22 protein-coding genes and 2 riboswitches are annotated in these 22,215 nt (G+C 25.4%); of the genes, 5 read left to right on the plus strand and 17 right to left on the minus strand.

Features of this window, described 5'->3' with window-relative positions; translation table 11 throughout:
- The first annotated feature begins 213 nt into the window (after positions 1-213).
- Entirely contained in the window at positions 214-735 is a 522-nt protein-coding gene (locus tag Q1J78_RS07405; protein ID WP_300276583.1) for a YfbM family protein, read from the plus strand.
- A gap of 83 nt (positions 736-818) precedes the next feature.
- Here the strand turns inward: Q1J78_RS07405 and Q1J78_RS07410 are convergent, their stop codons facing one another.
- Together Q1J78_RS07410 and Q1J78_RS07415 are read right to left on the minus strand one after the other, a co-directional pair.
- Entirely contained in the window at positions 819-1,385 is a 567-nt protein-coding gene (locus tag Q1J78_RS07410; protein ID WP_300276585.1) for a uracil-DNA glycosylase, read from the minus strand.
- A 21-nt stretch (positions 1,386-1,406) separates the two neighbouring features.
- Positions 1,407-1,901, minus strand: coding sequence for a hypothetical protein (locus tag Q1J78_RS07415; RefSeq protein ID WP_300276587.1), 495 nt, complete (start codon positions 1,899-1,901; stop codon positions 1,407-1,409).
- Positions 1,902-2,180: 279 nt separating this feature from the next.
- Here Q1J78_RS07415 and Q1J78_RS07420 point away from each other — a divergent pair, with 279 nt between their 5' ends.
- From Q1J78_RS07420 to Q1J78_RS07430, 3 genes are all read left to right on the plus strand, one after another.
- Positions 2,181-2,612: a DUF1002 domain-containing protein gene (locus Q1J78_RS07420; RefSeq protein WP_300276589.1), complete on the plus strand. Its 432-nt coding sequence runs from the start codon at positions 2,181-2,183 to the stop codon at positions 2,610-2,612.
- Between the two features lie 409 nt (positions 2,613-3,021).
- The gene (locus tag Q1J78_RS07425) at positions 3,022-3,768 is read left to right on the plus strand and encodes a DUF1002 domain-containing protein (protein ID WP_300276591.1); all 747 of its coding nucleotides are present in this window, start codon (positions 3,022-3,024) and stop codon (positions 3,766-3,768) included.
- A 132-nt stretch (positions 3,769-3,900) separates the two neighbouring features.
- The gene (locus Q1J78_RS07430) at positions 3,901-4,632 is read left to right on the plus strand and encodes a DUF4300 family protein (RefSeq protein ID WP_300276593.1); all 732 of its coding nucleotides are present in this window, start codon (positions 3,901-3,903) and stop codon (positions 4,630-4,632) included.
- A 95-nt stretch (positions 4,633-4,727) separates the two neighbouring features.
- Here Q1J78_RS07430 and Q1J78_RS07435 read toward each other — a convergent pair whose 3' ends face one another.
- The 12 genes from Q1J78_RS07435 to Q1J78_RS07490 all read right to left on the minus strand — a co-directional run bounded on the left by Q1J78_RS07435 (position 4,728) and on the right by Q1J78_RS07490 (position 17,505).
- On the minus strand, positions 4,728-6,458 hold the full coding sequence (locus Q1J78_RS07435) for an amino acid ABC transporter ATP-binding/permease protein (RefSeq protein ID WP_330683285.1): 1,731 nt from the start codon (positions 6,456-6,458) through the stop codon (positions 4,728-4,730).
- Positions 6,458-8,215, minus strand: a complete 1,758-nt coding sequence (locus tag Q1J78_RS07440) for an ABC transporter ATP-binding protein/permease (protein ID WP_300276595.1) — start codon at positions 8,213-8,215, stop codon at positions 6,458-6,460. Before Q1J78_RS07440 ends, Q1J78_RS07435 begins: the two co-directional genes overlap by 1 nt.
- A gap of 37 nt (positions 8,216-8,252) precedes the next feature.
- The gene (locus Q1J78_RS07445) at positions 8,253-8,615 is read right to left on the minus strand and encodes a YbaN family protein (protein ID WP_300276597.1); all 363 of its coding nucleotides are present in this window, start codon (positions 8,613-8,615) and stop codon (positions 8,253-8,255) included.
- Positions 8,612-9,004 (minus strand): hypothetical protein, encoded by a 393-nt coding sequence (locus Q1J78_RS07450; protein ID WP_301118254.1) that lies wholly within the window; start codon positions 9,002-9,004, stop codon positions 8,612-8,614. Before Q1J78_RS07450 ends, Q1J78_RS07445 begins: the two co-directional genes overlap by 4 nt.
- A 170-nt stretch (positions 9,005-9,174) precedes the next feature.
- Entirely contained in the window at positions 9,175-9,792 is a 618-nt protein-coding gene (locus Q1J78_RS07455) for a helix-turn-helix domain-containing protein (protein ID WP_334304952.1), read from the minus strand.
- A 383-nt stretch (positions 9,793-10,175) separates the two neighbouring features.
- Positions 10,176-10,979, minus strand: coding sequence for a MetQ/NlpA family ABC transporter substrate-binding protein (locus Q1J78_RS07460; protein ID WP_300276603.1), 804 nt, complete (start codon positions 10,977-10,979; stop codon positions 10,176-10,178).
- Positions 10,980-11,099: 120 nt separating this feature from the next.
- A complete protein-coding gene (locus Q1J78_RS07465; RefSeq protein ID WP_300276605.1) occupies positions 11,100-11,753 on the minus strand; it encodes a methionine ABC transporter permease in 654 nt (217 codons plus the stop codon).
- Positions 11,754-12,710 carry a methionine ABC transporter ATP-binding protein gene (locus Q1J78_RS07470; RefSeq protein ID WP_300276607.1) on the minus strand — a complete coding sequence of 319 codons (957 nt, stop codon included), beginning with the start codon at positions 12,708-12,710 and terminating at the stop codon, positions 11,754-11,756. It abuts the gene before it with no gap.
- Between the two features lie 91 nt (positions 12,711-12,801).
- A riboswitch (SAM riboswitch) is annotated at positions 12,802-12,914 on the minus strand.
- Positions 12,915-13,345: 431 nt separating this feature from the next.
- The gene (gene clpB, locus Q1J78_RS07475) at positions 13,346-15,940 is read right to left on the minus strand and encodes an ATP-dependent chaperone ClpB (RefSeq protein ID WP_300276609.1); all 2,595 of its coding nucleotides are present in this window, start codon (positions 15,938-15,940) and stop codon (positions 13,346-13,348) included.
- Between the two features lie 88 nt (positions 15,941-16,028).
- On the minus strand, positions 16,029-16,625 hold the full coding sequence (locus Q1J78_RS07480; protein WP_300276611.1) for a hypothetical protein: 597 nt from the start codon (positions 16,623-16,625) through the stop codon (positions 16,029-16,031).
- A gap of 28 nt (positions 16,626-16,653) precedes the next feature.
- Positions 16,654-17,043, minus strand: a complete 390-nt coding sequence (locus Q1J78_RS07485) for a replication/maintenance protein RepL (RefSeq protein WP_300276613.1) — start codon at positions 17,041-17,043, stop codon at positions 16,654-16,656.
- A 300-nt stretch (positions 17,044-17,343) separates the two neighbouring features.
- Positions 17,344-17,505 (minus strand): hypothetical protein, encoded by a 162-nt coding sequence (locus tag Q1J78_RS07490; RefSeq protein WP_300276615.1) that lies wholly within the window; start codon positions 17,503-17,505, stop codon positions 17,344-17,346.
- Positions 17,506-17,527: 22 nt separating this feature from the next.
- Between Q1J78_RS07490 and Q1J78_RS07495 the strand changes: the two genes are divergently transcribed.
- Entirely contained in the window at positions 17,528-18,454 is a 927-nt protein-coding gene (locus Q1J78_RS07495) for a GGDEF domain-containing protein (RefSeq protein ID WP_300276616.1), read from the plus strand.
- A gap of 56 nt (positions 18,455-18,510) precedes the next feature.
- Here the strand turns inward: Q1J78_RS07495 and Q1J78_RS07500 are convergent, their stop codons facing one another.
- The 3 genes from Q1J78_RS07500 to Q1J78_RS07510 form a co-directional block, all read right to left on the minus strand.
- The gene (locus Q1J78_RS07500; RefSeq protein WP_300276618.1) at positions 18,511-19,758 is read right to left on the minus strand and encodes a saccharopine dehydrogenase family protein; all 1,248 of its coding nucleotides are present in this window, start codon (positions 19,756-19,758) and stop codon (positions 18,511-18,513) included.
- Positions 19,759-19,956: 198 nt separating this feature from the next.
- A riboswitch (glycine riboswitch) is annotated at positions 19,957-20,069 on the minus strand.
- Positions 20,070-20,196: 127 nt separating this feature from the next.
- On the minus strand, positions 20,197-21,468 hold the full coding sequence (locus tag Q1J78_RS07505) for a patatin-like phospholipase family protein (RefSeq protein WP_300276621.1): 1,272 nt from the start codon (positions 21,466-21,468) through the stop codon (positions 20,197-20,199).
- Positions 21,469-21,527: 59 nt separating this feature from the next.
- Entirely contained in the window at positions 21,528-22,076 is a 549-nt protein-coding gene (locus Q1J78_RS07510) for a TerD family protein (protein ID WP_300276623.1), read from the minus strand.
- Positions 22,077-22,215: the final 139 nt, after the last annotated feature.

Genomic DNA, 22,215 nt, shown 5'->3' on the forward strand with positions numbered 1-22,215 from the left:
ATCAAAAGAAGATAAGTACATAAAATTTAAATTTTAAATATATTTATGTATATTTTGTTAAATTTATAAATAAAATAATGACGATATCCTTAAAACAATATATAATAGACTTATAAATAAATTATAAGTATTATTTCTATAAAATAAAAAATCCATATAATTTATTTATGTAAAATTGTATTTGTTTTGAATTTTATTCTGGAGGATTGTAAAATGGGACTAATTGCAAATTATCAAGAAATTGAGACAAACGAACTTGATGAAATTATTGAAAGTATTGAATCTGAAGAAAATATTGATTTATCTACTAAAATAGACTTTTTATCTGAAAGTAGCACTCTAAATCAATATAATATGGATAAAATGTGGGACTCTCTAAATTTTCTCATTTCAGGAGAACGTTTCGAAGATTTAACTTTTAAAAATTTAATATCTGATGCTGTATTTGGAAGTTGTCAATTTCCTGAAAATATATCTGATCAGTATCTTTCATTTGTAGCACCAGATACTGTTTGTGATATAGCAGATGAATTAAATGAAATAGATATAGACTCATATTTAGAAAAGTTTAATATGAATGAATTTGCTAAGAATAATATTTATCCTGAAATTTGGGAATATACTGATGAAAAAGATTTTATAAAATGTGATTTAAAAAAATGCTTTGAAGGATTAAAAGATTTTTATACTGAAATTGCTAAAAATGGAAATAGTGTTCTAGTTTCTATTGGTTAAATTTTATGTAATTATTTTAAATTGTTATAGATTATAGAAAAAAGGAGATTGAATGATTACAATCTCCTTTTTTCTTATATTTTTTATTTTTTAATTATATCTAGTTCGTCTATTTTTTTCTTTAATTCTTTTAAATCTTCAAAGGCTATTTTTTTCTTTGATTCATCTCTTAATAATGCTGATGGGTGATATGTTGCCATCATCCAACAATTTTTTTTCTTATACCAAGTACCATGTTCTTTGGTTATCCTGAACCTAGAATCTATAATTGATTGAGCTGCTATCCTTCCCAAACATAATATAATTTGTGGTTTTATAAGTGCAAATTGATATCTAAGATATTCTATACAGCAATTTTTCTCATCAGTCTCTGGATCTCTATTCCCTGGAGGTCTGCATTTTACAACATTAGCTATATATACATCCTCTCTTGATAAACCAATACAGTCTAACATTTTGTCTAAAAGTTGTCCTGCTGGCCCAACAAAAGGTATACCAGATAAATCCTCTTTCTCTCCAGGACCTTCTCCTATTAATAGAATTTTTGCTTTTTTATTTCCATCTCCTACAACAACATTTGTCCTTGTTTCAGCAAGTCTACACCTATTACATGTTTGGCAAGCACACTCAAGTACTTCCCATGAAAACATATTTATCACCTAACTTAATTTTTATTTATGGTCATGGCATCCACATTTACAATTTTCTTCGTGATCATGGCATCCACAATCACAATCTTCTCCATGTTCTGCTTCATGTAATTTTGCTTCTTCTTCCATTTCTTTAAATTCTTTTACCATTGTATCGTATTCAGGTAAATCTTTTTCTTCGTTTTCTTCACCTCTCCAATCAGCGTACATCATCTGATCTCCATTAGTTAAAACAACTCTTCCTGATAAAGTAACATCATCTATTTCTTCTAATCTTTCTATGTGTTTTTCTAATGCTTCGCCTTCCATTGGAGTATCTTCATCTAAACATTGTATAACCATTACTGGTGCATAATACCCTTCATCATCCATTACATTAACTAATACGTCTATTTCACCTTCCATACCTTCTGCAAATTCAGATAATGATACGTTTGTATCTATCATATCTAGTGGTACATATAAATTTTCTGTTAAGTATTTTATTACTCTATCCTGAACTAATTCTTTTGACATTTTAATCCTCCTAATATTATTACTTCTAGTAATCATTTATTTTTATGTTTTCTTATATTATAATATTTTTTTTCTTTATTAACAATCTATCTATAATAAGTTAAATACTTTTTTATAATAATTCTCATTTTTAAAATATATTACAAATATTTAATTTTTTATTTTACATAGATAACATTATTGTAATCGATTTATTTTTAAAAATAGTGTAATATTAAATATATCAAATTTGCAATAATATTTATTGTAAATTTAATTTTTTATAAAAGGAGATTTAGTATGAGTTTAAGAAAAAAGATAGCTTCATTGGCTATATGCTCTGTTTTAATTCTAGGAAGTTCAAATATTACATTTGCTGATGGCTCTAGAGTTGTAACAATAGGTGTTAATAATAGTCCTCAACAAAGAGCTACTATTTTAAAATACTTTGGAGTAAATGAAAATGAAGCTGTAATACTAGAAGTAAATAATCAAGAAGAAAGAAAATATTTAGAAGGTTTTGCTACAGAAGCACAAATCGGTAAAAAAACATATTCTTGTGCATATGTTGAGCCAACAAAAGCTGGTAGTGGTATAAATGTTAAAACAGCCAACCTTACATGGTTAACATCTTCAATGGTAGCATCTACTTTATCAACAGCAGGTCTTACTGATGCTGATGTTGTAGTTGCATCTACATTTCCAGTTAGTGGTACAGGAGTAACACTATAATACATATTATATAGCTCCGTATGTAAAGAAATTTGCATAGGACACAACTTTAATTGCAGGTAATCCCTAAAGCTCTACACCACAGTATATCTGAAAAGAATATATGATGGTACGAAAGTAGAAAAAACGTAGAGATAAATATATGGTTAAATCCTAAGTATTTTTTAAATGGGTGTTCATGCAGGGAATATCCTAAGTCTTTTGATATGGATATCCTTCAACGACTATCCCTGAAATGGGAGTACATCACAAGCTATTGGTGATGGAAACAAGTTGCCCCTAACGTATATGGCGAGGGTGAAGAAATAGTCTTCTCACGTTCTGAAAAGAAGTGGTTATTAGAGAAATCGAAATAACATTATAAGTGTAGCGACTTATAGTAAAATTTGTTATCCTAAATGGTTAACATATGGCTTTAACTGGTATAATGAAAGCATTTGAAGATTCAACAGGAAAACCTCTTGATGAAAAGAAAAAAGAATTAGCAACTGAAGAATTAATAATAACAGGTGATTTAGGAGAAGATATTGGTGCTGATAAAGCCACTGGTGTTGTAAATGATATAAAAACAGAAATCATTAAAAACAATACTAGTGACACTACTCAAATAGCTGATACAATAAACAATATAACTAATAATTATAATATTTCTTTAACACCTGAACAAAAACAGCAATTAGAAGATTTTATGTCAAAAATTGCAAAGCAAAACTATGATTATGATAAAATGAAAAATACTTTAGATGGCATAAAAGATACAGTTAATGACAAATTAAATGAACTTGGAGAAGCTCCTAAGGAAGGATTTTTCGCTTCTATAAAAAATTGGTTCTCTAATTTATTCGGTGGAGATAAAAATAAGGATTTAGGTATATTAGAACATACAGATGATAGTATTTTAGGCAATAATGCTATCATTGATGCTACTGATGAAAAAGCTATAAATTTACCTTCTAGTGATGAAGTTGAAGGTATTTTTGCCAAAATAAAACATTGGTTTACAAATTTATTTGGCAATAATTCTGATATGAATAATGATAATTCATCAAATTCTAATAATAATTCTGATGAAAATAATATTGATCAATCAGTAGAGTCATTAGAAGAAAATTCCACTACAGATACAAATGTTCAGCCTGATTCTTCACAAAATTAATAGTAAGGAAATAAGTATATGAAAAATAAAACAAAAAAAATAATTGCTTTATTGTCTATTTTTATAATTTGTATAATTACTTTTACTAATTTTCATTTAAATGCAAATTCAAATGAGATTGTTTTTACTAATATGAACGATTCAAAATCAAAGGAAGAAGTTATTGAAATTTTAAAAAAACATAAAATTTCTAATTACCAAATTTATAAATTAGAACAATGGTTAAAAGATTTTAATTCTCAAGTAAAAGGGAATTCACTTACAACTGGATTTAAGATAATGGATAATAATGTAGTTGATTATTCAAAATTACAATTTAAAAATACTCCTTCTTATCTTGTAAATTGTAGACTAACATCTTTTTTACTTGTAAGGAATATTATAAATACAAATTGTAAACCTGATAATACAGATACTTATCTAGCATTTGATTTGGAAGAAATAAATAATAATTCTGAGCTTTCCATGACTAAACAAGATAAGTTAAACTATGCTACATTATTTAATTGGATACCTTTAGATAATGCAAAAACTTTAAAGCAACATATAAATAAAATAGAGTCTAAATTAAAAGAAAGAAATATATATATTGATGATTCTAAAGGAATTTCACTTATAAATGTATATTTACATTCTCCTTTTGATAATGCTCGTTTTGTAGGTCATACTGGAGTATTGATTGATAATGGTAAAGAATTACTATTTATTGAAAAATATGGTCCTTATGCTCCATTCCAAGCAACTAAATTTAATAGTAGAGATGAACTGAAAAAATATCTCTTATCTAGATCAGATTTATATGGTGGAGATGATGAATTAGAACCTATTATATTTGAAAATTATAAAGTAATTAAAACTAAATAATACTAAATATTATATTATTTATCAAAAATAAAGAAAAAATAACCCTTAATCTATTTAAGGGTTATTTTCATTTAACAATTATTATTTATATACTATTAAGATGCTCTTCCATCTTTCATTTTAATAACTCTATCAGCTATTTTCATAGTAGATTGTCTATGAGATACTATTATTATTGTTTTTTTACTTCTCTCTTCATTTAATACTTTTAATATTGCTCCTTCATTTAAACTATCTAAATTACTAGTAGGTTCATCCAACAATATTACATCACTATCATGTAAAAATGCTCTTGCTATTCCTATTCTTTGTCTTTCTCCACCTGATAATTGATGGTGTCCTTCTCCTATAATAGTATCATATCCATTTGGAAGAGTTTCTATAAATTCATGTATATTTGCTTTTTTACAAGCTTGCACTATTTCTTCATGTGTTGCATTTAAATTTGCAAGTTTTACATTATTTTCTATACTATCTACAAATAAATATGTATCTTGTATTACATAACTTTCTGAATTTCTAATATCTTCTGTATTCCAATCTTTTATATTTTTGCCAGAAATTTTTATCTCACCTGATGAAGCATCAAAAAATCTCATCATAAGTTTTATTAAGGTAGATTTCCCTGAACCACTTTTTCCAGATATCCCTAATATTTCACCTCTTGAAATTTCTAAGCTAACATCTTTTAATATTATTTCGTCTTCATTTCCTAAATAAGCGAAGTCTATATTTTTACAATCTATTATATTTTCTTTTAATTCATCTGATATAGACATTTTTTCTTTATTAGATACTTCTTCTATAAGAGGTTTTTCCTCTAATATATCTAATATCCTATTCCCACTTGCAAAAGTATGCAATAGATTATTTGCCAAATTACTTAATGCTGTAACAGGTCCAAATGATCCAAGCATTCCCATAGAACAAATTACAGTTCCTTCTATAGTCATTTTACCTTTAGAATTTAATATTGCACAAGTTATAAGCATTATAAAAGAAAATATAAGTATAAGACTATCACAGTTTGCTCTAGACTTTCCTTCACATTTTTTTAAATTGTCATTTAAATCTGCTAAATAATCACTTTGTCTATCTATTTCTTTTATTCTTATATTTCCATATCCATACTGAATTACTTCTTTTAAACCTCTTATACTATCTAAAAGATACGTATTTATTTCTCCAAACCGTTGTCTATATTTATTTCCATCATCTTTTCCATAGTTACTAGTAATCATTGGTAAAATAATACCTACTGATATATATGCAATAGTAGCTATTATAGCTGCTACAAAACTATACTGTGCAAAAAATATTACCATTATCAAGCAAGTTAAAAATGCTATACAAACAGGAGATATTGTATGTGCATAAAATACTTCTAAAAGTTCTATATCACTAGTTATTATAGAAATTAAATTACCTTTATCTCTACCTTCTAATTTCGCTGGTGCTAATTTTCTAAGTGCTTTAAATACTTTATCTCTTATAATTGCAAGTAGTTTAAATGCAATATAATGATTTGAAGCTTGTTCTCCATATCTCAAAACACCTCTTAAAATAGCCATTATAATTACCACTACGAATATTTTACTTAAATCTATACTATTTTGGCTAACACCTGAAATAGATAAAATAGCATATCCACCCATTATCGATATAAATATGGCACATAAAAATCCTAATACTCCTAATATTATAGCCGTTATCATTATTGGAATCATAGGCTTTACTAATCCTATTAGTTGCATAACTATTTTTAATCCACTTCTTCTTTTTGCTGTTTTTTTTGTATTATTTTGGGAATCAATTATTTTTTCCACTAAAATTCACCCCCTCTTGCATAAAGCTCTAACTCTCTTTGAGCATTATACATTTTTTCATATCTCCCTTTTTTCTCCATTAAACTTTCATGTGTTCCTTTTTCTATAATTTTACCATCATCCATCATATATATTAAATCACTCTCTAAAACATTAGCTAGACGATGAGTTATTTGTATTATAGTTTTTTCACTTTTTAATCTTTTTATTAAAGAGATTATTATTTCTTCACTTTCTGCATCTATATTGCTTGTAGCTTCATCAAATATATAAATATCACTATTATGAAGAAATGCCCTCGCTATACAAAGTCTTTGTCTTTGACCTCCTGATAAATTACTTGCTTGTTCTGCTAATTTTGTATCTAATCCATTTTGGTTCATAAAGAAATCATATAAATTGACTGACTTTAATGCTTTTAAAAGTTTATCGTCTTCTAAATTATCTTTCCCCATTAATAAGTTTTCTCTTACTGTTCCTTTAAATAAATAATTTTGGAATGACACCATAGTCATTAGCTTCATTCTTTCTTCAGAAGTTATATTCTCTATTTTACTATTACCTATTTTTAATTCTCCAGAATTAATATCATTGTATCCCATAATTAATGACGCTAATGTACTTTTTCCACAACCTGATTCTCCTACTATAGAAACAAACGCATTTTTAGGTATTTCAAATGATATATTTTTTATTATATTTTTATCTTTTTCATATCCAAATACTATATCTTTTCCTATTATAGTATTCTCTTCATTTAAAATTGTACTTTCTTCATTATTTCTTTTTATATTTATATCTTCTTCTATATCTAATAATTTAAATATCTTTTCACTAGCAGCCATACCATTCATTGCTATATGGAAAAAAGAACCTAGTAATCTAAGTGGTATAAAAAATTCTGCTGCTAATAGAATTATAGCTATTGATTGTGCAAATGTAGTTTTCCCCGCCATATATTCCATACTTACAAAAATAACCCCTAAAGCACTTCCTCCATATGCAATTAAATCCATAAGTGTAACAGAGTTTAATTGCATTGTAAGCACTTTCATAGTTATTTTTCTAAAATTCTCAGCATCTATATTCATTTCATTATTTTTAAATTCATCACTTTGATATACTTTTAAAGTTGTTAATCCTTGTAAATTATCTAAAAAATGATCCCCTAATTGAACATAACTTCCCCAATATTTAGATAATAATTTTTTTGCAAATTTTTGTATCCGTATTATAGAAATCGGTATAAGTGGCACACATACAAATAATACTATTGCTGTTTTTATACTTATAAATGATACTATTACAAAAAGTGTCAATGGTGCTAATAAACTATAAAATAATTGTGGTAAATATTTACTAAAATATATTTCAAGTTGCTCAACACCTTCAGCTGTTACTTGCAATATCTCAGCAGAAGAAAATTTATTTTGATATTTACTTCCTATTTTTAATAATTTATCATAAATCATATGACGTAATTTTGTTTTTACAACCTTACTTGATTCTCCTGAATACATCGCTTCTTTACAAAGTACAAAATGTCTTACACAAATAACTATTAAAAATACTGCTACAATTTTTATTATTTCTGTACTATTTATTTCTTTTTGAACAATTACATTTTGTAAAAAGTTAGATAATATAAATACCATAACAATATTGCAAATAAGGGCTATCCATTGCAAAAGTATTTGCAAACCTATATATTTTTTCGTATCACCCATTTCATTTATTAATCTTTTATTTATCATCATAATACTAAATTTCCTTTCTTAAAAATATTTATATACTTTATACTTTTAATGTTTTCACTTTAAATATAAAGTAATAATATTTAAATGCTATTAAAAAAGCTATAAAAGTCCTTCCATATATATTTTCCATTGCAAAAAATGCTATAAGAAGTAAAATCGTTGCAAATGCTAATATAGAAATCTTTGTATTCATTTTCATTTCTCTATTATTAACAAAATCTTCTAAATGATTTTTATATATCTTTGTTCCTTTAAACCATCTATCTAACCTCTTGCTTCCTTTTGCAAAACATATTGCTGACAACAATAAAAATGGTGTAGTTGGCAAAATAGGAAGTGCTATCCCTACAGTTCCTAAAGCTAATGATATAAAACCTAAAATTATATATATTATTTTCATATTATTACTCCTCCTATATGAATTATTATTAAAATCATAGCTATTATAGCCATTAATCTATGTATTTTCATCCATTTTTCTTTATTAATATTTTTAAATATAATCAATAAAGACATTAATAGTATAAATATCCAAGATATTTTACCAGATTTTACACCATCTACAGAACCACTTTTTATAGCTAAAATACCATGAATTAGTGAGAATATTAAAAATAATCCTCCTATAAGTATGTGGTTTTTCTTGAGTTTATAGTAAACTTTATTTTTAAATTCTCCACTTAAATTATTTATTTTTAAATTTTTAAGTGGGTATATAATCATTAATAAAAAAAATAATATTAATGATACAATTGATAATATTTTACTCAACATAAATTTTCCTTTCATATCATTTTTCGTTATTGCGATAGTTTATTTAATGAAAATAAATATCATTTTATAAGCGTTATTATTTTACCATATAATTAATTTATTTTGCAATATATTTTTTTTACAATAAAAAAAAGATATCGTTCTAAAAGCGATATCTTTTAAATAATAATTTATATTTACATATTCTATTTATTACAATAAGGATTTGTTGCACTTACAATTAAAATTTTAGTCATTTTATTAGTTTTATTAAGAAGAGCATGATTATAATTTACCATTTTATTTTCTTCTCCGTCTTTATTTTTTACCAAAACTTTATTTTTATATAAAGAGTGAACAGAATCTCCTGGGAACATATCAACCTCTATATCTGATGTTTTTAAAGTTAATGTTCCTTCAAGCACATAAATAAATTCCTCACCTGAATAATTAAATCCCTCATTTTCTACTGCTCCAGGCAATATCTCTATCATTCGTGGAAACATTTGCTTATCAGATAAATTTGAAGATAAATGATAATTAATATATTTTTCATTTGTTATTTCAAACACTTCTTTTTCATAACTTCTTATAATGGTTTTTTTATGTTCTTTTGGTTTCATAAAGAAATAAGTAAGATCTACCTCGAGTACATCAGCAATTTTTTCAAGTGAGTCTGTAGCTACACTTGTCAATCCTCTTTCAAGTTGAGATAAAAAACCAATCGAAAGGTTAGTCTTTTCACTCATATCTTTTAGAGTCATCTGTTTTTGTGTTCTGAGTTTTTTTATTTTTGCACCTATATTTTTATTCAATACGCTCACCTCTACAGATTTATTTTTTTTACACGACTTTTTCTTAAATTACTGAATTAATATTACTAAATCTATACCCTAATATAATTTTTTATTATACTTTTATTGTATATTTTTTTTTAATAAAATACAATCTATTTATCAAAAAAAATTTCGTATTTATTTAATTTTTTTATTTAAATAGATTTTTAAAACTTAACTAAGATTAGAAATTGTTTTCTATTTTATTATTATGAATATTTTTTAAAATATAAATAATTATTAATATCAATATTGTTTTAATTTTATTCTTTTTTAATATATATTCTATAATTAAATTTTATAAAAAAAATCCTATAGATTATAAATTATACTTTATAGTCTATAGGATTTAATTAATTCATATTTTTATATTAAAAAGCTGGTATTATTGCTCCATCATACTTTTCTTCTATATATTTTTTAGTTTCTTTACTATTTAATGCTTTTGTCAATGCTTTTATTTTTTCACTGTCTTTATTATCTTCTCTACAAGCTAATATATTAGCATATGGAGAATCAGAAGATTCTATTACAATTGCATCTTTAGTAGGTTTTAAATCTGCTTCTAATGCATAATTAGCATTTATTACTGCACAATCAACATCTTCTAAAGCTGTAGGTAATTGTTCTGCATTCATATCTATTATTTCTATATTTTTAGGATTTTCTGTTATATCAAGTTTTGTTACTAATTCTTTATCTTTTAATTTTATTACATTATTTTTTGCTAATAATTCTAATGCTCTTGAGCCATTTGTTGGATCATTTGGTATCGCTATTTTTGCTCCATCTTTTAAATCATCTAAAGATTTTATTTTTTTAGAATAAACTCCCATTGGTTCTATATGTACTTTTGCTGTATATGTTAATTTATATCCTTTTTCTTTAACATTTTCTTTTAAATATGGTATATGTTGGAAGTAATTTGCATCTAGTGAACCATCATCTAATGCTGTATTTGGTAATACGTAATCACTAAATTCTTGTACTTCTAATTTATAACCATCTTTTTCAAGTAGAGGTTTTACAGCTTCATTAAGTATTACTGCATGAGGATTTGATGATGCACCTACAATTATTTTTTTATCATCACTTGCTGTTTTTCCTCCACAACCTACAACTGATAATGCTATTACTGATGCTATGGCTACTGATAATATTTTTTTAAATTTCATGATTTTTTCCTCCTAAATTAAGTATTAAATTATTTATAATTACTAATTAAAATAGATACTGCAGATCTCTATTTAATTTTATAATTCATTTTTAATTTATATTTTGTTATTTGTATTTTATTATTTTAATTTTTTATAAAGTAAGTTTCCTAAAGACTGTATTATTTGTACTAATATTGCAAGTGCTATTACTGTATACAGCATTACATTATCATCAAATCTCTGATATCCATATACCATAGCAACCTTACCAAATCCTCCTGCTCCAACAGTACCTGCCATTGCAGTACATCCTAGTATAGAAATTATAGATAATGTTATTCCTGATACGATAGATGGCATTGCTTCTTTTATCATTACTTTAAATATTATTTGTGATTTTGTTGCTCCAAATGATTTTGCTGCTTCTATAAGTCCTTCATCCACTTCATTTAATGCACTTTCTATAACTCTTGCTATAAATGGAGCAGATCCTATTGTTATAGGTACTATTGCTGCTGTTTCACCAATATTTGTTCCAACTATAAATCTAGTAAGAGGCATTATTGCTATCATTAATATTATAAATGGAAAACTTCTTAAAATATTTACAATGAATCCAACTATTGAATTTAATGTTTTGTTAGGACTTAAACCATTTGGCTTTGTTTGAACTAATATTATAGCCATTATAAATCCTATTATTGTTGCAACTAATGTTGGAACTAATGTCATATATAAAGTTTCTCCCAAAGCATCTAAAAATAATTCATTTAAAAATTGGCTTATTGACATTTATATTTCCTCCCATCTTATATTTCTACTATCTAAAAATTCTCTAACTTCTTTTCCTCTTTTTTCAGGTACATTTATTATTAAAGAACCTAAAACATCATCTTTAAACTTTTCTAACCTACCAAATACAATAGAAACATCTAAATCTAATTCTCTAGCCATATTTGTTATTATAGAATCATTTGAAATATCTTTTGGGAATAATATCTTTATATTAGTTCCTTCTGGTAAAACAATATTTTCTTCACCAAGTAATTTTCTTAAACCTGATGTATTTTTTAGGAATATTTCTTCAGTATCTCCCACTTCTAAAACTTGTCCATTTTCCATTATTGCTATTCGTCCACATATCTGTTTTATAACTTCCATTTGATGTGTTACTATAACAACAGTTATTCCCATTTTTTTATTTATATCTTCTATAAGAGAAAGTATCGATTTTGTTGTATTAGGATCTAAAGCTGATGTAGCTTCATCACATAATAATACTTTTGGTTTAAGGGCTAATGCTCTTGCTATTGCAACTCTTTGTTTTTGACCTCCAGATAAATTCCTAGGTTTATCATTTTTTCTTTCTTTTAATCCGACTAAATCTAAAAGTTCCATAACTCTCTTATCTATATCTGATTTCGAATATCCAAAACATTCTAGAGGAAGTGCTACATTTTGATATATTGTTTTTCTTTCTAATAATGAAAAATGCTGGAAAATCATACCTAAATCTTTTCTTAATTCTCTCATTTCTTTTTCATTTAAATCTTTTACTTCTTTTCCATCTATTTTTAAACTTCCTTCTTGATATTCTTCAAGTCCATTCATACATCTTAATATAGTAGATTTTCCCGCACCACTATGACCTATTATTCCAAATATTTCTCCTTCATTTATTTCAATATTCACATTTTTCAAAACCTGTTTTTCACCAAAATATTTATTAACATTATTTACTGAAATCATTGTTATTTATTCCTTTCTTTTATAGTCAATCATATAATCATTGAAAATAAATAATGCCCGAGTATAAACTCGGGCAAAATGTACGGATTTATACTCATCTATCAACTGTTTATTACTAGTTGCAGGATTTAGCACCGCTGTATATTAGTATATACCGGTTGCCGGGTTTCAAAGGGCCAGTCCCTCCACCTCTCTTGATAAGACGTTAAATATTTTTATATGATTTTTGTAAATCTATCTTGATTAATACTATATATTTTTTTATTTTATTTGTCAATATATTTTTCTTATTTTTTTATTTTTTCAGAAAATTAACTATATATGAATTTTTTCTTTTAATTATATTAATTTATAAAATATTTTTAAAAGTATTTTGTAATTAAAATTTATAAATTCTATTCAATAAAAAAGAATGGACTTCTTTAAAAAGAAGTCCATTCTTTAAGCAGATTATTTTTTATATTGTTTATGTTAGGAGATAAGCAATATAAATATAAGAAAACGTTTCTTATGTTTTATATAATAACATTTTTTTAGAAATTTTTAAAGTTATCTCGATATATTTTTTATATTATTTTTTTAATAAATTTAATATATAAAAATATATTTTATATTAATATACTTTAATAGATGTTTTACTTAACTTTTATTTCTATATTTTCTCCTTCTCCATTTATAACAATAGTTGATCCATTATATATTTCACCAGAAATTAATTTTTTAGCTATCATAGTTTCTAGAGTTCCACTAATATATCTTTTTAAAGGTCTTGCTCCATATACAGGGTCATATCCTTCATTTATCATTATTTCTTTTGCTGAATCTGTAAGTTCTAAATCTATTCCTCTATCTGATAACCTATTTCTTAATCCATTCATGAATATATCTATTATTTGTTTAATTTCTTCTTTATTTAAAGGAGTAAACATTATAACATCATCAACTCTATTTAAAAATTCTGGTTTAAATCTATGTTTCATTTCAGACATTACTACATCATTTACTTCTTTTGTTATATTTCCATTTGACTCTAATAGATATTGACTACCTATGTTAGATGTCATTATTATTATAGTATTTTTAAAATCTACAGTTTTACCTTTATTATCAGTAAGTCTACCATCATCTAATATTTGTAGGAATATATTAAATACATCTTCATGTGCTTTTTCTATTTCATCAAATAATATAACTGAATATGGTTTTCTTCTTACAGCTTCTGTTAATTGTCCTCCTTCTTCATATCCTACATATCCTGGAGGTGGACCAACTAATCTTGATACTGAATGTTTTTCCATATACTCAGACATATCTATTCTTATTATATTTTCTTCACTATCAAATAAATTTCTAGCTAATGTTTTAGCAAGTTCAGTTTTACCAACTCCTGTAGGTCCTAAAAAGATAAATGAACCTATTGGTTTATTTTCATCTTTTAATCCTGCTCTTGCTCTTATTACTGCATCAGATACAGCAGTTACAGCCTTATCCTGACCAATTACTCTTTTATGTAATTCTTCTTCTAATTTCAATAATTTTTCTCTTTCACCTTCAAGAAGTTTTGTAACAGGAATTCCAGTCCATTTTGATACTATTTCTGATACTTCATCTTCTGTAACATCTTCTTTTAATAGATGTGTTTCAGAATCATTTCTCATTTTTTCTTCTTTTTCTCTTATTTTTTCTTCTAATCCTGGTATTTCACTGTATTTGACTTCTGCTGCTTTATTGTAATCATATTCTCTTTCATATTTTTCAACTTTAGCTCTTGCGTCGTCTAATTGTGATTTTAGATTTTTTATTTCTGTTATATATGATTTTTCTTTATCATATTTTGCTGTCATTTCATCATTTTTAGATTTTAATTCAGCTATTTCTCTTTGTAAATCCATTAATCTGACTTTACTTTTTTCGTCATCTTCTTTTAGTAGTGCTTCTCTTTCTGTTTCTAGAGTAAATAATTTTCTTCTTATTGAATCTAATTCAGTTGGAAGTGAATCTATTTCACTTCTTATCATTGCACTTGCTTCGTCTATTAAATCTATAGCTTTATCTGGTAAATATCTATCAGTTATGTATCTATCTGATAATTTAGCAGCAGCAACTATTGCATTGTCATGTATTCTTATACCATGATGTATTTCAAATCTTTCTTTTAAACCTCTAAGTATAGATATTGTATCTTCTACACTAGGTTCTTCAGCTATTACTGTTTGGAATCTTCTTTCAAGTGCTTTATCTTTTTCAATATATTTTCTATATTCATCAAATGTTGTCGCACCTATACAGTTAAGTTCTCCTCTAGCTAACATAGGTTTTATTAAATTACCTGCATCCATTGAACCTTCTGTTTTACCTGCACCGACAATATTATGTATTTCATCAATAAATAATATTATCTTACCTTCAGAACCTTCTACTTCTTTAAGTACAGCTTTTAATCTTTCTTCAAATTCTCCTCTATATTTTGCTCCAGCTATAAGAGCTCCCATATCTAATGAGAATATTATTTTATCTTTTAAACCTTCTGGAACATCTCCTCTAACTATTCTTTCTGCCAATCCTTCAACTATTGCAGTTTTACCAACCCCTGGTTCACCAATTAGTACTGGATTATTTTTTGTTCTTCTTGATAATATTCTTATAACACGTCTAATTTCTTCATCTCTTCCTATAACAGGGTCTAATTTATTTTGTTTTGCCAATTCAACTAAATTTGTCCCATATTTAGCTAGTGCATCATAAGTTCCTTCTGGGTCTTGAGTTTCTACTCTTTGATTACCTCTTACTTGATGTAGCACTCCTAAAAAAGAATCTTTAGTTATACCATATTCATTTAATATTTTTCCTATAGATGTATTTTTTTCTTTTTCGATTATTGCTAACATTACATGTTCTACACTTATATAGGAATCTTTAAAATCTTTTGATATTTCTTCTGCTTTTAATAATACTTCATTTATTTTTCTTGTAGCTGTAACTCCTTGAGATTGAACTCCTTCACCATAAACTTTTGGAATTCTTTCTAATTCATTTTCTATTGATTTTTTTACTGAATCAAGTGAAATCCCCATTTTTTCTATTATATTTGGTATTAACCCATTTTCTTGATTTACCAATGCTGAAAGTAAATGTATTGTATCTACTTGTTGATTATTATGTCTAACGGCTTCTTGAAAAGCTTCATTTAGTCCTTTTTGTACTCTTACTGTCATTTTTTCTACATCCATTATATATCCCTCCAATTATTATATTTATTTAAATTTTATGTTTGTGTTCTCTTTGAAAGTATTTCCAAAATTATATCTATTTTAAAACTTAAGATTTATCACTTATTATTATAGATTTTCTTAAATCTATAAGACTATCTAATAAATTTTCCTCTTTTGCTATATCAAATTTTAAACTCATAGCAAATGTTCTATCATCATTGAAAAATTTGAATTTTTCATTTGATTCTGCATTTAAATATAAATCTCTTCCTATTTTTCTATCCTCATCCACTTTTAAATTTCTACATTTTTCTAAAAATGAATTTCTAAAGTTTACAGTATATGCACCTAAATTTTGATTGTAGCTATAAAAAGCGATTGTATCAAATATTCCTATTAAGTTAGCATTTATAAAATTGTAAATTCTATTGTTGTTATATATAGAAATCTGTTCACAGATATACTCTCTAAATATAGGATGAACATTTTCTTCTAATATAACTACTAATTCTTGAGGCATCTCAAAATATATCTTCCAGTATTTAGGGTTATCTTTTTCTAAAGTAAGAATTGTTTTTTGTCTTCCTTTCTCCTCTATCCTATATAATTTGCAGATAAAGTTGCTTTCTTGAAAGAATGTTTTTTGTTCTTCAAAAAAATAATCAAACCACTGGAGAATATTTCTGTCTAATTTTAGTGACATATCAATATTTCCTCCTCTTTATCTAAATTTATAAAGAATTATATATCTCCATAAGATAATTTCTTTCAGGCTTACTTCCTTTATAAGAAATCGCTGGATTTATCATATATTCTCCATTTCTTACTCGTTTTAAAAAATCTCTTTTCTTTAACTTTGTAAATAATGTTGAAAGAGAAGTTTTTGGATAATCAAATTTGATAGACATTTCTTCTAATGTCATTCTGATTCTATTTTCTTTATCCATACATTCTACTAACATTAAAGGTATCAAATCTTTTTTTGTGTAAGAATTTTCTACTACTTTAATAAAATTCTTAAAACAAAAGTTTGAGTATTTATCTTTTTTCTGTATGAGGTCTTTACTCTCAGTATATCTTTGATCTGCATCTATCTTTGATGAACTATTTATTTCAAGCACTCTATCACCTCACTTCTCCTCTTTCATTAACCATATCATAGTACTTTTTTTTATGTCTGTCAAAAGCGATTTTGCAAAAAGTTTATCTTTTAGATAAACTTTTATTCATCTCTTAAATAAACTTTTTGTTTTTTTAATTTCTAGTTATTTCAACATTTAAAACGTTATTTTTATCTAAATTTTATTTTTTTGAAAAAAAATTTTTATTAAATTTATATGGTATAATATTTTTAAATAAGTGATATAAATAAGAGGTGTTTTTATGAACAATAATAACTTTTTTATAAATCAAAACTTTATTTATGATATAAATGCTATTTTGCTTTTATTTGGACTATTTTTAGTATTTTTATTTTTATTATTGAATAAATATATAAATGAAGTTGTATCATCAAATTTTTTATTTTTAGGATTATTTGATGCTATGCTTTCTTTATCGCTTTTTTCTTTTAGTTTTAACAATAAAAGCTATAATTTTCTATTTTTGGGATTATCTATTATTCCGCTTATAAAGTTACTACAATCATTTTGTAATAGTAAGTATACAAATATAATAAAAATTTTAATTCGTTGTACTTTAATTATAAGTGTAATTGTATTTTTATTTGATAATACATCTATATTTTCTATAGAAGATTCTGATACAGTTATTTATATTCTATTATTTTTAGCATTTTTAATAGGAACAACTTTATCTTTTAATATTTATAAAGAAAAGAATATATCAATAAAATTTACAATTTCAAATTTAATACTTATTTTAGGTGTTATTTGTGGTGTTTTAAGTGAAAATATTTTGATTGTATTAATATCTGTACTATTATTTTCATTTGTAGCTACTATCTCTATAACAGAATATTTTATAAATTCTTATAGAAATAAAATAATTACTTTAATGAGAGAAAAATTAGTTTATAAAGATACTCTTACATCTATGAAAAATAGACATTCTTTTGAAAAGCAAATAGACGAGGACTCTAAAAATATCAATAATTATACATCTTATTGGGCTATTTCAATTGATATAAATGATTTAAAATATATCAATAATAATTTTGGATATTCACACGGAGATAGACTTATTAAGAATTTAGCTGATAGCATAGAAGAAACTTTTGATGATATTGGTAAAAGTTTTAGGATAGGTGGAGATGAATTTATTATTCTTATAAAAAATGAATCTGATGAAAAAATAGAACGATATATAGAGTTATTTCAATCTTTGATTACATCATATAATAAAATACATGATATTAAACTTACTATTTCTATAGGATATGATTCTTATAAATTTGGATATGATAAATCTATATTTGATTTGATTACAAGAGTCGACTACATATTACTAAAAAATAAAAAGAAAAATAAATCTTCTTGGTTATCAGATGAGGATTTACATTCTTTTGAATAAATAAAAAAGGTTGTATATATTAAATATATATACAACCTTTTTTTACTTATTTTTTATTACATTTCTTTTATTTTGTAATCAAAGCCTGATTCGTCCATTATTTTTAAATATGGTGTTGGGTCAAAATATTCTGGTGAATATACACCTTCTCCAGTCCATATTCCTTTTGCAATAAGTTCTATTGCTATTGCTGCACCAAACCCTGTTTGAGCAACAACTGCTTGCATTCCCCATTTTTTCATAGATTCTTGATTATCAAATATTTGATACATCATAATTTCTTTTTCTTTTGAATCTTTTATTCCTTTACAATGTATACCTACACACATTTTGCCAATCATTTCGTTTCCTATATCTTTTGGTTGTGGTGCACAAGCTGCAACAACATCTCTTGGACAAACTTTTACTCCACCTACTTCAACTGGTTTAGTTCCTCTAAGCCCTAGTTTATCAATAACTTTAAGAGCATTCATTAGACTTTCATCTAATGAAATTTTATAAGTTACTTTTTCTAAACCATATTTTTCAAGATATCTTGGCATAGTAACAGTTTCTTCATGTTCAATTTTTACTAATATGTTTTCTCCTACCTCAGGCATATCAAATTTTTCTTCCCCTGCAAAAGCATCTTCCACTATAAATCCACCATTATGTTTATCCCACTCAACGTTTGGATTCATACATTCATCTAAAACTGTCCATACATTAAATCCAAATGTTATATCATCCTCTGAGGCAGAAGGAATTTGTAAATTTCCTCCATCTTTTACATGTATTTCTTTTATTTCATCAAATAAATTTGTAGCTGCATATTTCGCAAAAACATTTACTACACCTGGGTCTATACCCATACAAATACATGCTAATTTCCCTTTTTTTGCCCATTCTTCATGTCTATCAAAATTATATTTTGTCATAGGTTCTGTATAGCTGTTTTCTATTCCTAATCCAAATTTTGGATTATCCATAGGTACAGACCAAGTTCCCATATTCCCATAATTTGCACCTGCTTCAAAAGCAGCATCAAATATATAATTACTTAAAAATGGTGCTGTTGCATCCATTACAAAATCTAAATTATATTTTTTTATTAATTCTTTCATACTTTCCTTAGATTTTGCATTAACAAATTCTGGTATAAATCTTTCATTATCATTTAAATTTGAGCAAACCTCTTTTGCTCTTTCTAAATCATAATCAGAAACCACAACAAATTCTAGCCATTCACAATCTTTATCTCTATCTTTTAAAATTCTTAAAATAGATTCTCCTACCGCTCCTGCGCCTACTAATAACATTCTCATAAAAAATATCTCCTTATATAAATACTACATCTTACACAAATATGGATTTCTTTTTTATATATTGATAGTCAATTATTTTACAAAATAAAACTGGCAAAACAAAAAAAGACATAGATGATAAAACATCTATATCTCTGTCCTTTTGCCAGTTGGTTATATCCTCGTAGGCGATGAATTTAATCATTCTCTCCAAAGTATCGTCAGACTGCCCTCCTTTTGCCTGTCAGTTTCCACAGAAATAAGATGAAGTTTCTGCTTTGCTTCTTCGGCGCTTTAAAATTATTTATTAAAGTCTCTAATGCAATCCTCTTCCGAACATATTTGATTATATTATTTATGATATAAAATTTCTTTTAATATGTCAAATTTATTCTCAAATGATTTTTTATTTATATCAATATCAAATTTTTCTACTATTATACATCTACACATCAAACTTTATTCATCAAAGTTTATATTTTCATTTGATATATTTTTATTTGAAAATCCAATATCATCTAATATATTTTTTTCAAACTCCTTTAAAATACTTTCTTTAAATGTTATTGGCGTTATCCTTTCAATTGGTTTTACTATTTTCAATGCTAAATTTTTTAAATCTGCTATTTTAGAGTTGTTTGTATCATCTATATCAGATTTTTTTACACATTCAATAAATTCATCTAATGTATATATTTTAAATCTATCTATATTTCTTGTACTTGCAACTTCTTCTAACAATGCTATAAATATATCTTGATAACTAGCTTCTTTATTTAATTTTAATGTGTCTGCGGTTTCTGGTATTATTTTTTCAAATAGTATTCTTTTTGAATCCATATTTTCTATTCCTCTAGCTTTTGCAAATAGCAATATTTTATCATCAGGATAAGAAATTAATCTTTTTATGAAATCTTCTTCTTTTATACCTTCTATATAATATTTATTTCCTCTTAGTCCTTCTATTTTTTTTATCCGATCAAAATAGCCTTTTAACATATTTTCTCTTATAGTTTCATTATTGAATATAAGACCTCTTCCTAATGGTTCTACTGGTTTTATCTCTATAAATTTTGTTTCCTCTTTTATAGGTTCTCTTAATTTTCTATTCGGTGAAACTCTAACTGCTATAAGATTATCATATCCTTTACTTTCTAAAAGTCTTAACGGACAATTATCATAAAATCCACCGTCTATAAAAAATTTACCATCTACATCTTCTATTTTGAATACAGGTAAATTTGCACTAGCCATAATATAGTCTTTTATTTTCCCATATGGTATATCTTCTTTAAATATTTCTATAGGATTTGTTTTTATTCCATCTACTTCTATTGTTACAAGACCAAAATCCATTTTAGAATTTCTTATTTTATCTTCATCAATATAAGTATCCAATACTTTTCTTAATTTATCTGTATTAATTCCTCTATTATTTATAATTTTTTTTGCTTCATTAGATGCGTATTCTAACATATCTTTACTTATATTTTTATCAATTAAGTCTTCCATAAACTGATTATCTATATCAAATAATGTTTCAGGTTGTACATTTTTCCAAAAATTATAGCAAACATCAAAATCTCCTTGTACAATCATTGCTGCATTAAAAGCTCCTATAGATGTTCCAACCGCTCCATCAAATTTATATCCTCTTTCAAATAATGCTTTCATTACTCCTAAGTGGTATGCCCCTTTTGATGATCCACCCTCTAATGCAATGCCTTTCATATTTATTCTCCTTTTATATAATTATTGACTATACTTATAAAAAGTATAGCCATATTTTTTTAATATCCTAATCCGAACTTTTTACCTAATTTCAAAAGACCTCCATCAAGATATTCAGTATTTACATTAAATTTCCATTCTCCGTTGTGTCTATACATTTCTCCAAATACTATCTCTGTATTTTGACCTACATTATCATCTATTTGATAGTTGTATATTACTTCTTCCTTATCTAAATCTATTATTCTCATAGATAAATAATCAAATCTATCATAATATCTATGAATTTCTCCATATTCAGTAAGTGTAAGTGCAAAAGCAATTTTTCTTACTTTATTTGGTATTTTTGAAATTGTTATAAAAACTTTATCTTCTCTCTTATTTATTGAAACTGATTCTGAAGGGTGATTTTTATTCTCGCTATATAAAAAATCTTCATAATTCATTATAGTTCCACTACCATCTGTTAAAAAAACTGCTGTCCCCATTTCAAAATCATCTTTTTTCATATAATTATTTACTCTATAATCAAATTCAACTAATATATTTTCAATTTCTGGCATTTCCTTTGTAAGTTCAACTTTTTGACCTTTTTTTATATCTTTCATTAAAACTATCTCCTTATTTAAAAATCTATATTTTAAATTATACAACAAATAAGGATAAGTTTCATTTGATATAACTATTATTTTTAAAATTTATACAAAAATATTCTATTTCATACAATTTCAACAAGTAAAATTATCA

The sequence above is a fragment of the Peptacetobacter sp. genome (assembly GCF_029264495.1).
Classification (GTDB): domain Bacteria; phylum Bacillota; class Clostridia; order Peptostreptococcales; family Peptostreptococcaceae; genus Peptacetobacter.

Bases quoted from the DNA above. Each gene is read 5' to 3' on its own strand.
- Q1J78_RS07405 (WP_300276583.1), top strand. From the start codon at position 214: ATGGGACTAATTGCAAATTATCAAGAAATTGAGACAAACGAACTTGAT.
- Q1J78_RS07410 (WP_300276585.1), bottom strand. From the start codon at position 1,385: ATGTTTTCATGGGAAGTACTTGAGTGTGCTTGCCAAACATGTAATAGG.
- Q1J78_RS07415 (WP_300276587.1), bottom strand. From the start codon at position 1,901: ATGTCAAAAGAATTAGTTCAGGATAGAGTAATAAAATACTTAACAGAA.
- Q1J78_RS07420 (WP_300276589.1), top strand. From the start codon at position 2,181: ATGAGTTTAAGAAAAAAGATAGCTTCATTGGCTATATGCTCTGTTTTA.
- Q1J78_RS07425 (WP_300276591.1), top strand. From the start codon at position 3,022: ATGGCTTTAACTGGTATAATGAAAGCATTTGAAGATTCAACAGGAAAA.
- Q1J78_RS07430 (WP_300276593.1), top strand. From the start codon at position 3,901: ATGAACGATTCAAAATCAAAGGAAGAAGTTATTGAAATTTTAAAAAAA.
- Q1J78_RS07440 (WP_300276595.1), bottom strand. From the start codon at position 8,215: ATGATGATAAATAAAAGATTAATAAATGAAATGGGTGATACGAAAAAA.
- Q1J78_RS07445 (WP_300276597.1), bottom strand. From the start codon at position 8,615: ATGAAAATAATATATATAATTTTAGGTTTTATATCATTAGCTTTAGGA.
- Q1J78_RS07450 (WP_301118254.1), bottom strand. From the start codon at position 9,004: ATGAAAGGAAAATTTATGTTGAGTAAAATATTATCAATTGTATCATTA.
- Q1J78_RS07460 (WP_300276603.1), bottom strand. From the start codon at position 10,979: ATGAAATTTAAAAAAATATTATCAGTAGCCATAGCATCAGTAATAGCA.
- Q1J78_RS07465 (WP_300276605.1), bottom strand. From the start codon at position 11,753: ATGTCAATAAGCCAATTTTTAAATGAATTATTTTTAGATGCTTTGGGA.
- Q1J78_RS07470 (WP_300276607.1), bottom strand. From the start codon at position 12,710: ATGATTTCAGTAAATAATGTTAATAAATATTTTGGTGAAAAACAGGTT.
- clpB (WP_300276609.1), bottom strand. From the start codon at position 15,940: ATGGATGTAGAAAAAATGACAGTAAGAGTACAAAAAGGACTAAATGAA.
- Q1J78_RS07480 (WP_300276611.1), bottom strand. From the start codon at position 16,625: ATGTCACTAAAATTAGACAGAAATATTCTCCAGTGGTTTGATTATTTT.
- Q1J78_RS07500 (WP_300276618.1), bottom strand. From the start codon at position 19,758: ATGAGAATGTTATTAGTAGGCGCAGGAGCGGTAGGAGAATCTATTTTA.
- Q1J78_RS07505 (WP_300276621.1), bottom strand. From the start codon at position 21,468: ATGAAAGGCATTGCATTAGAGGGTGGATCATCAAAAGGGGCATACCAC.
- Q1J78_RS07510 (WP_300276623.1), bottom strand. From the start codon at position 22,076: ATGAAAGATATAAAAAAAGGTCAAAAAGTTGAACTTACAAAGGAAATG.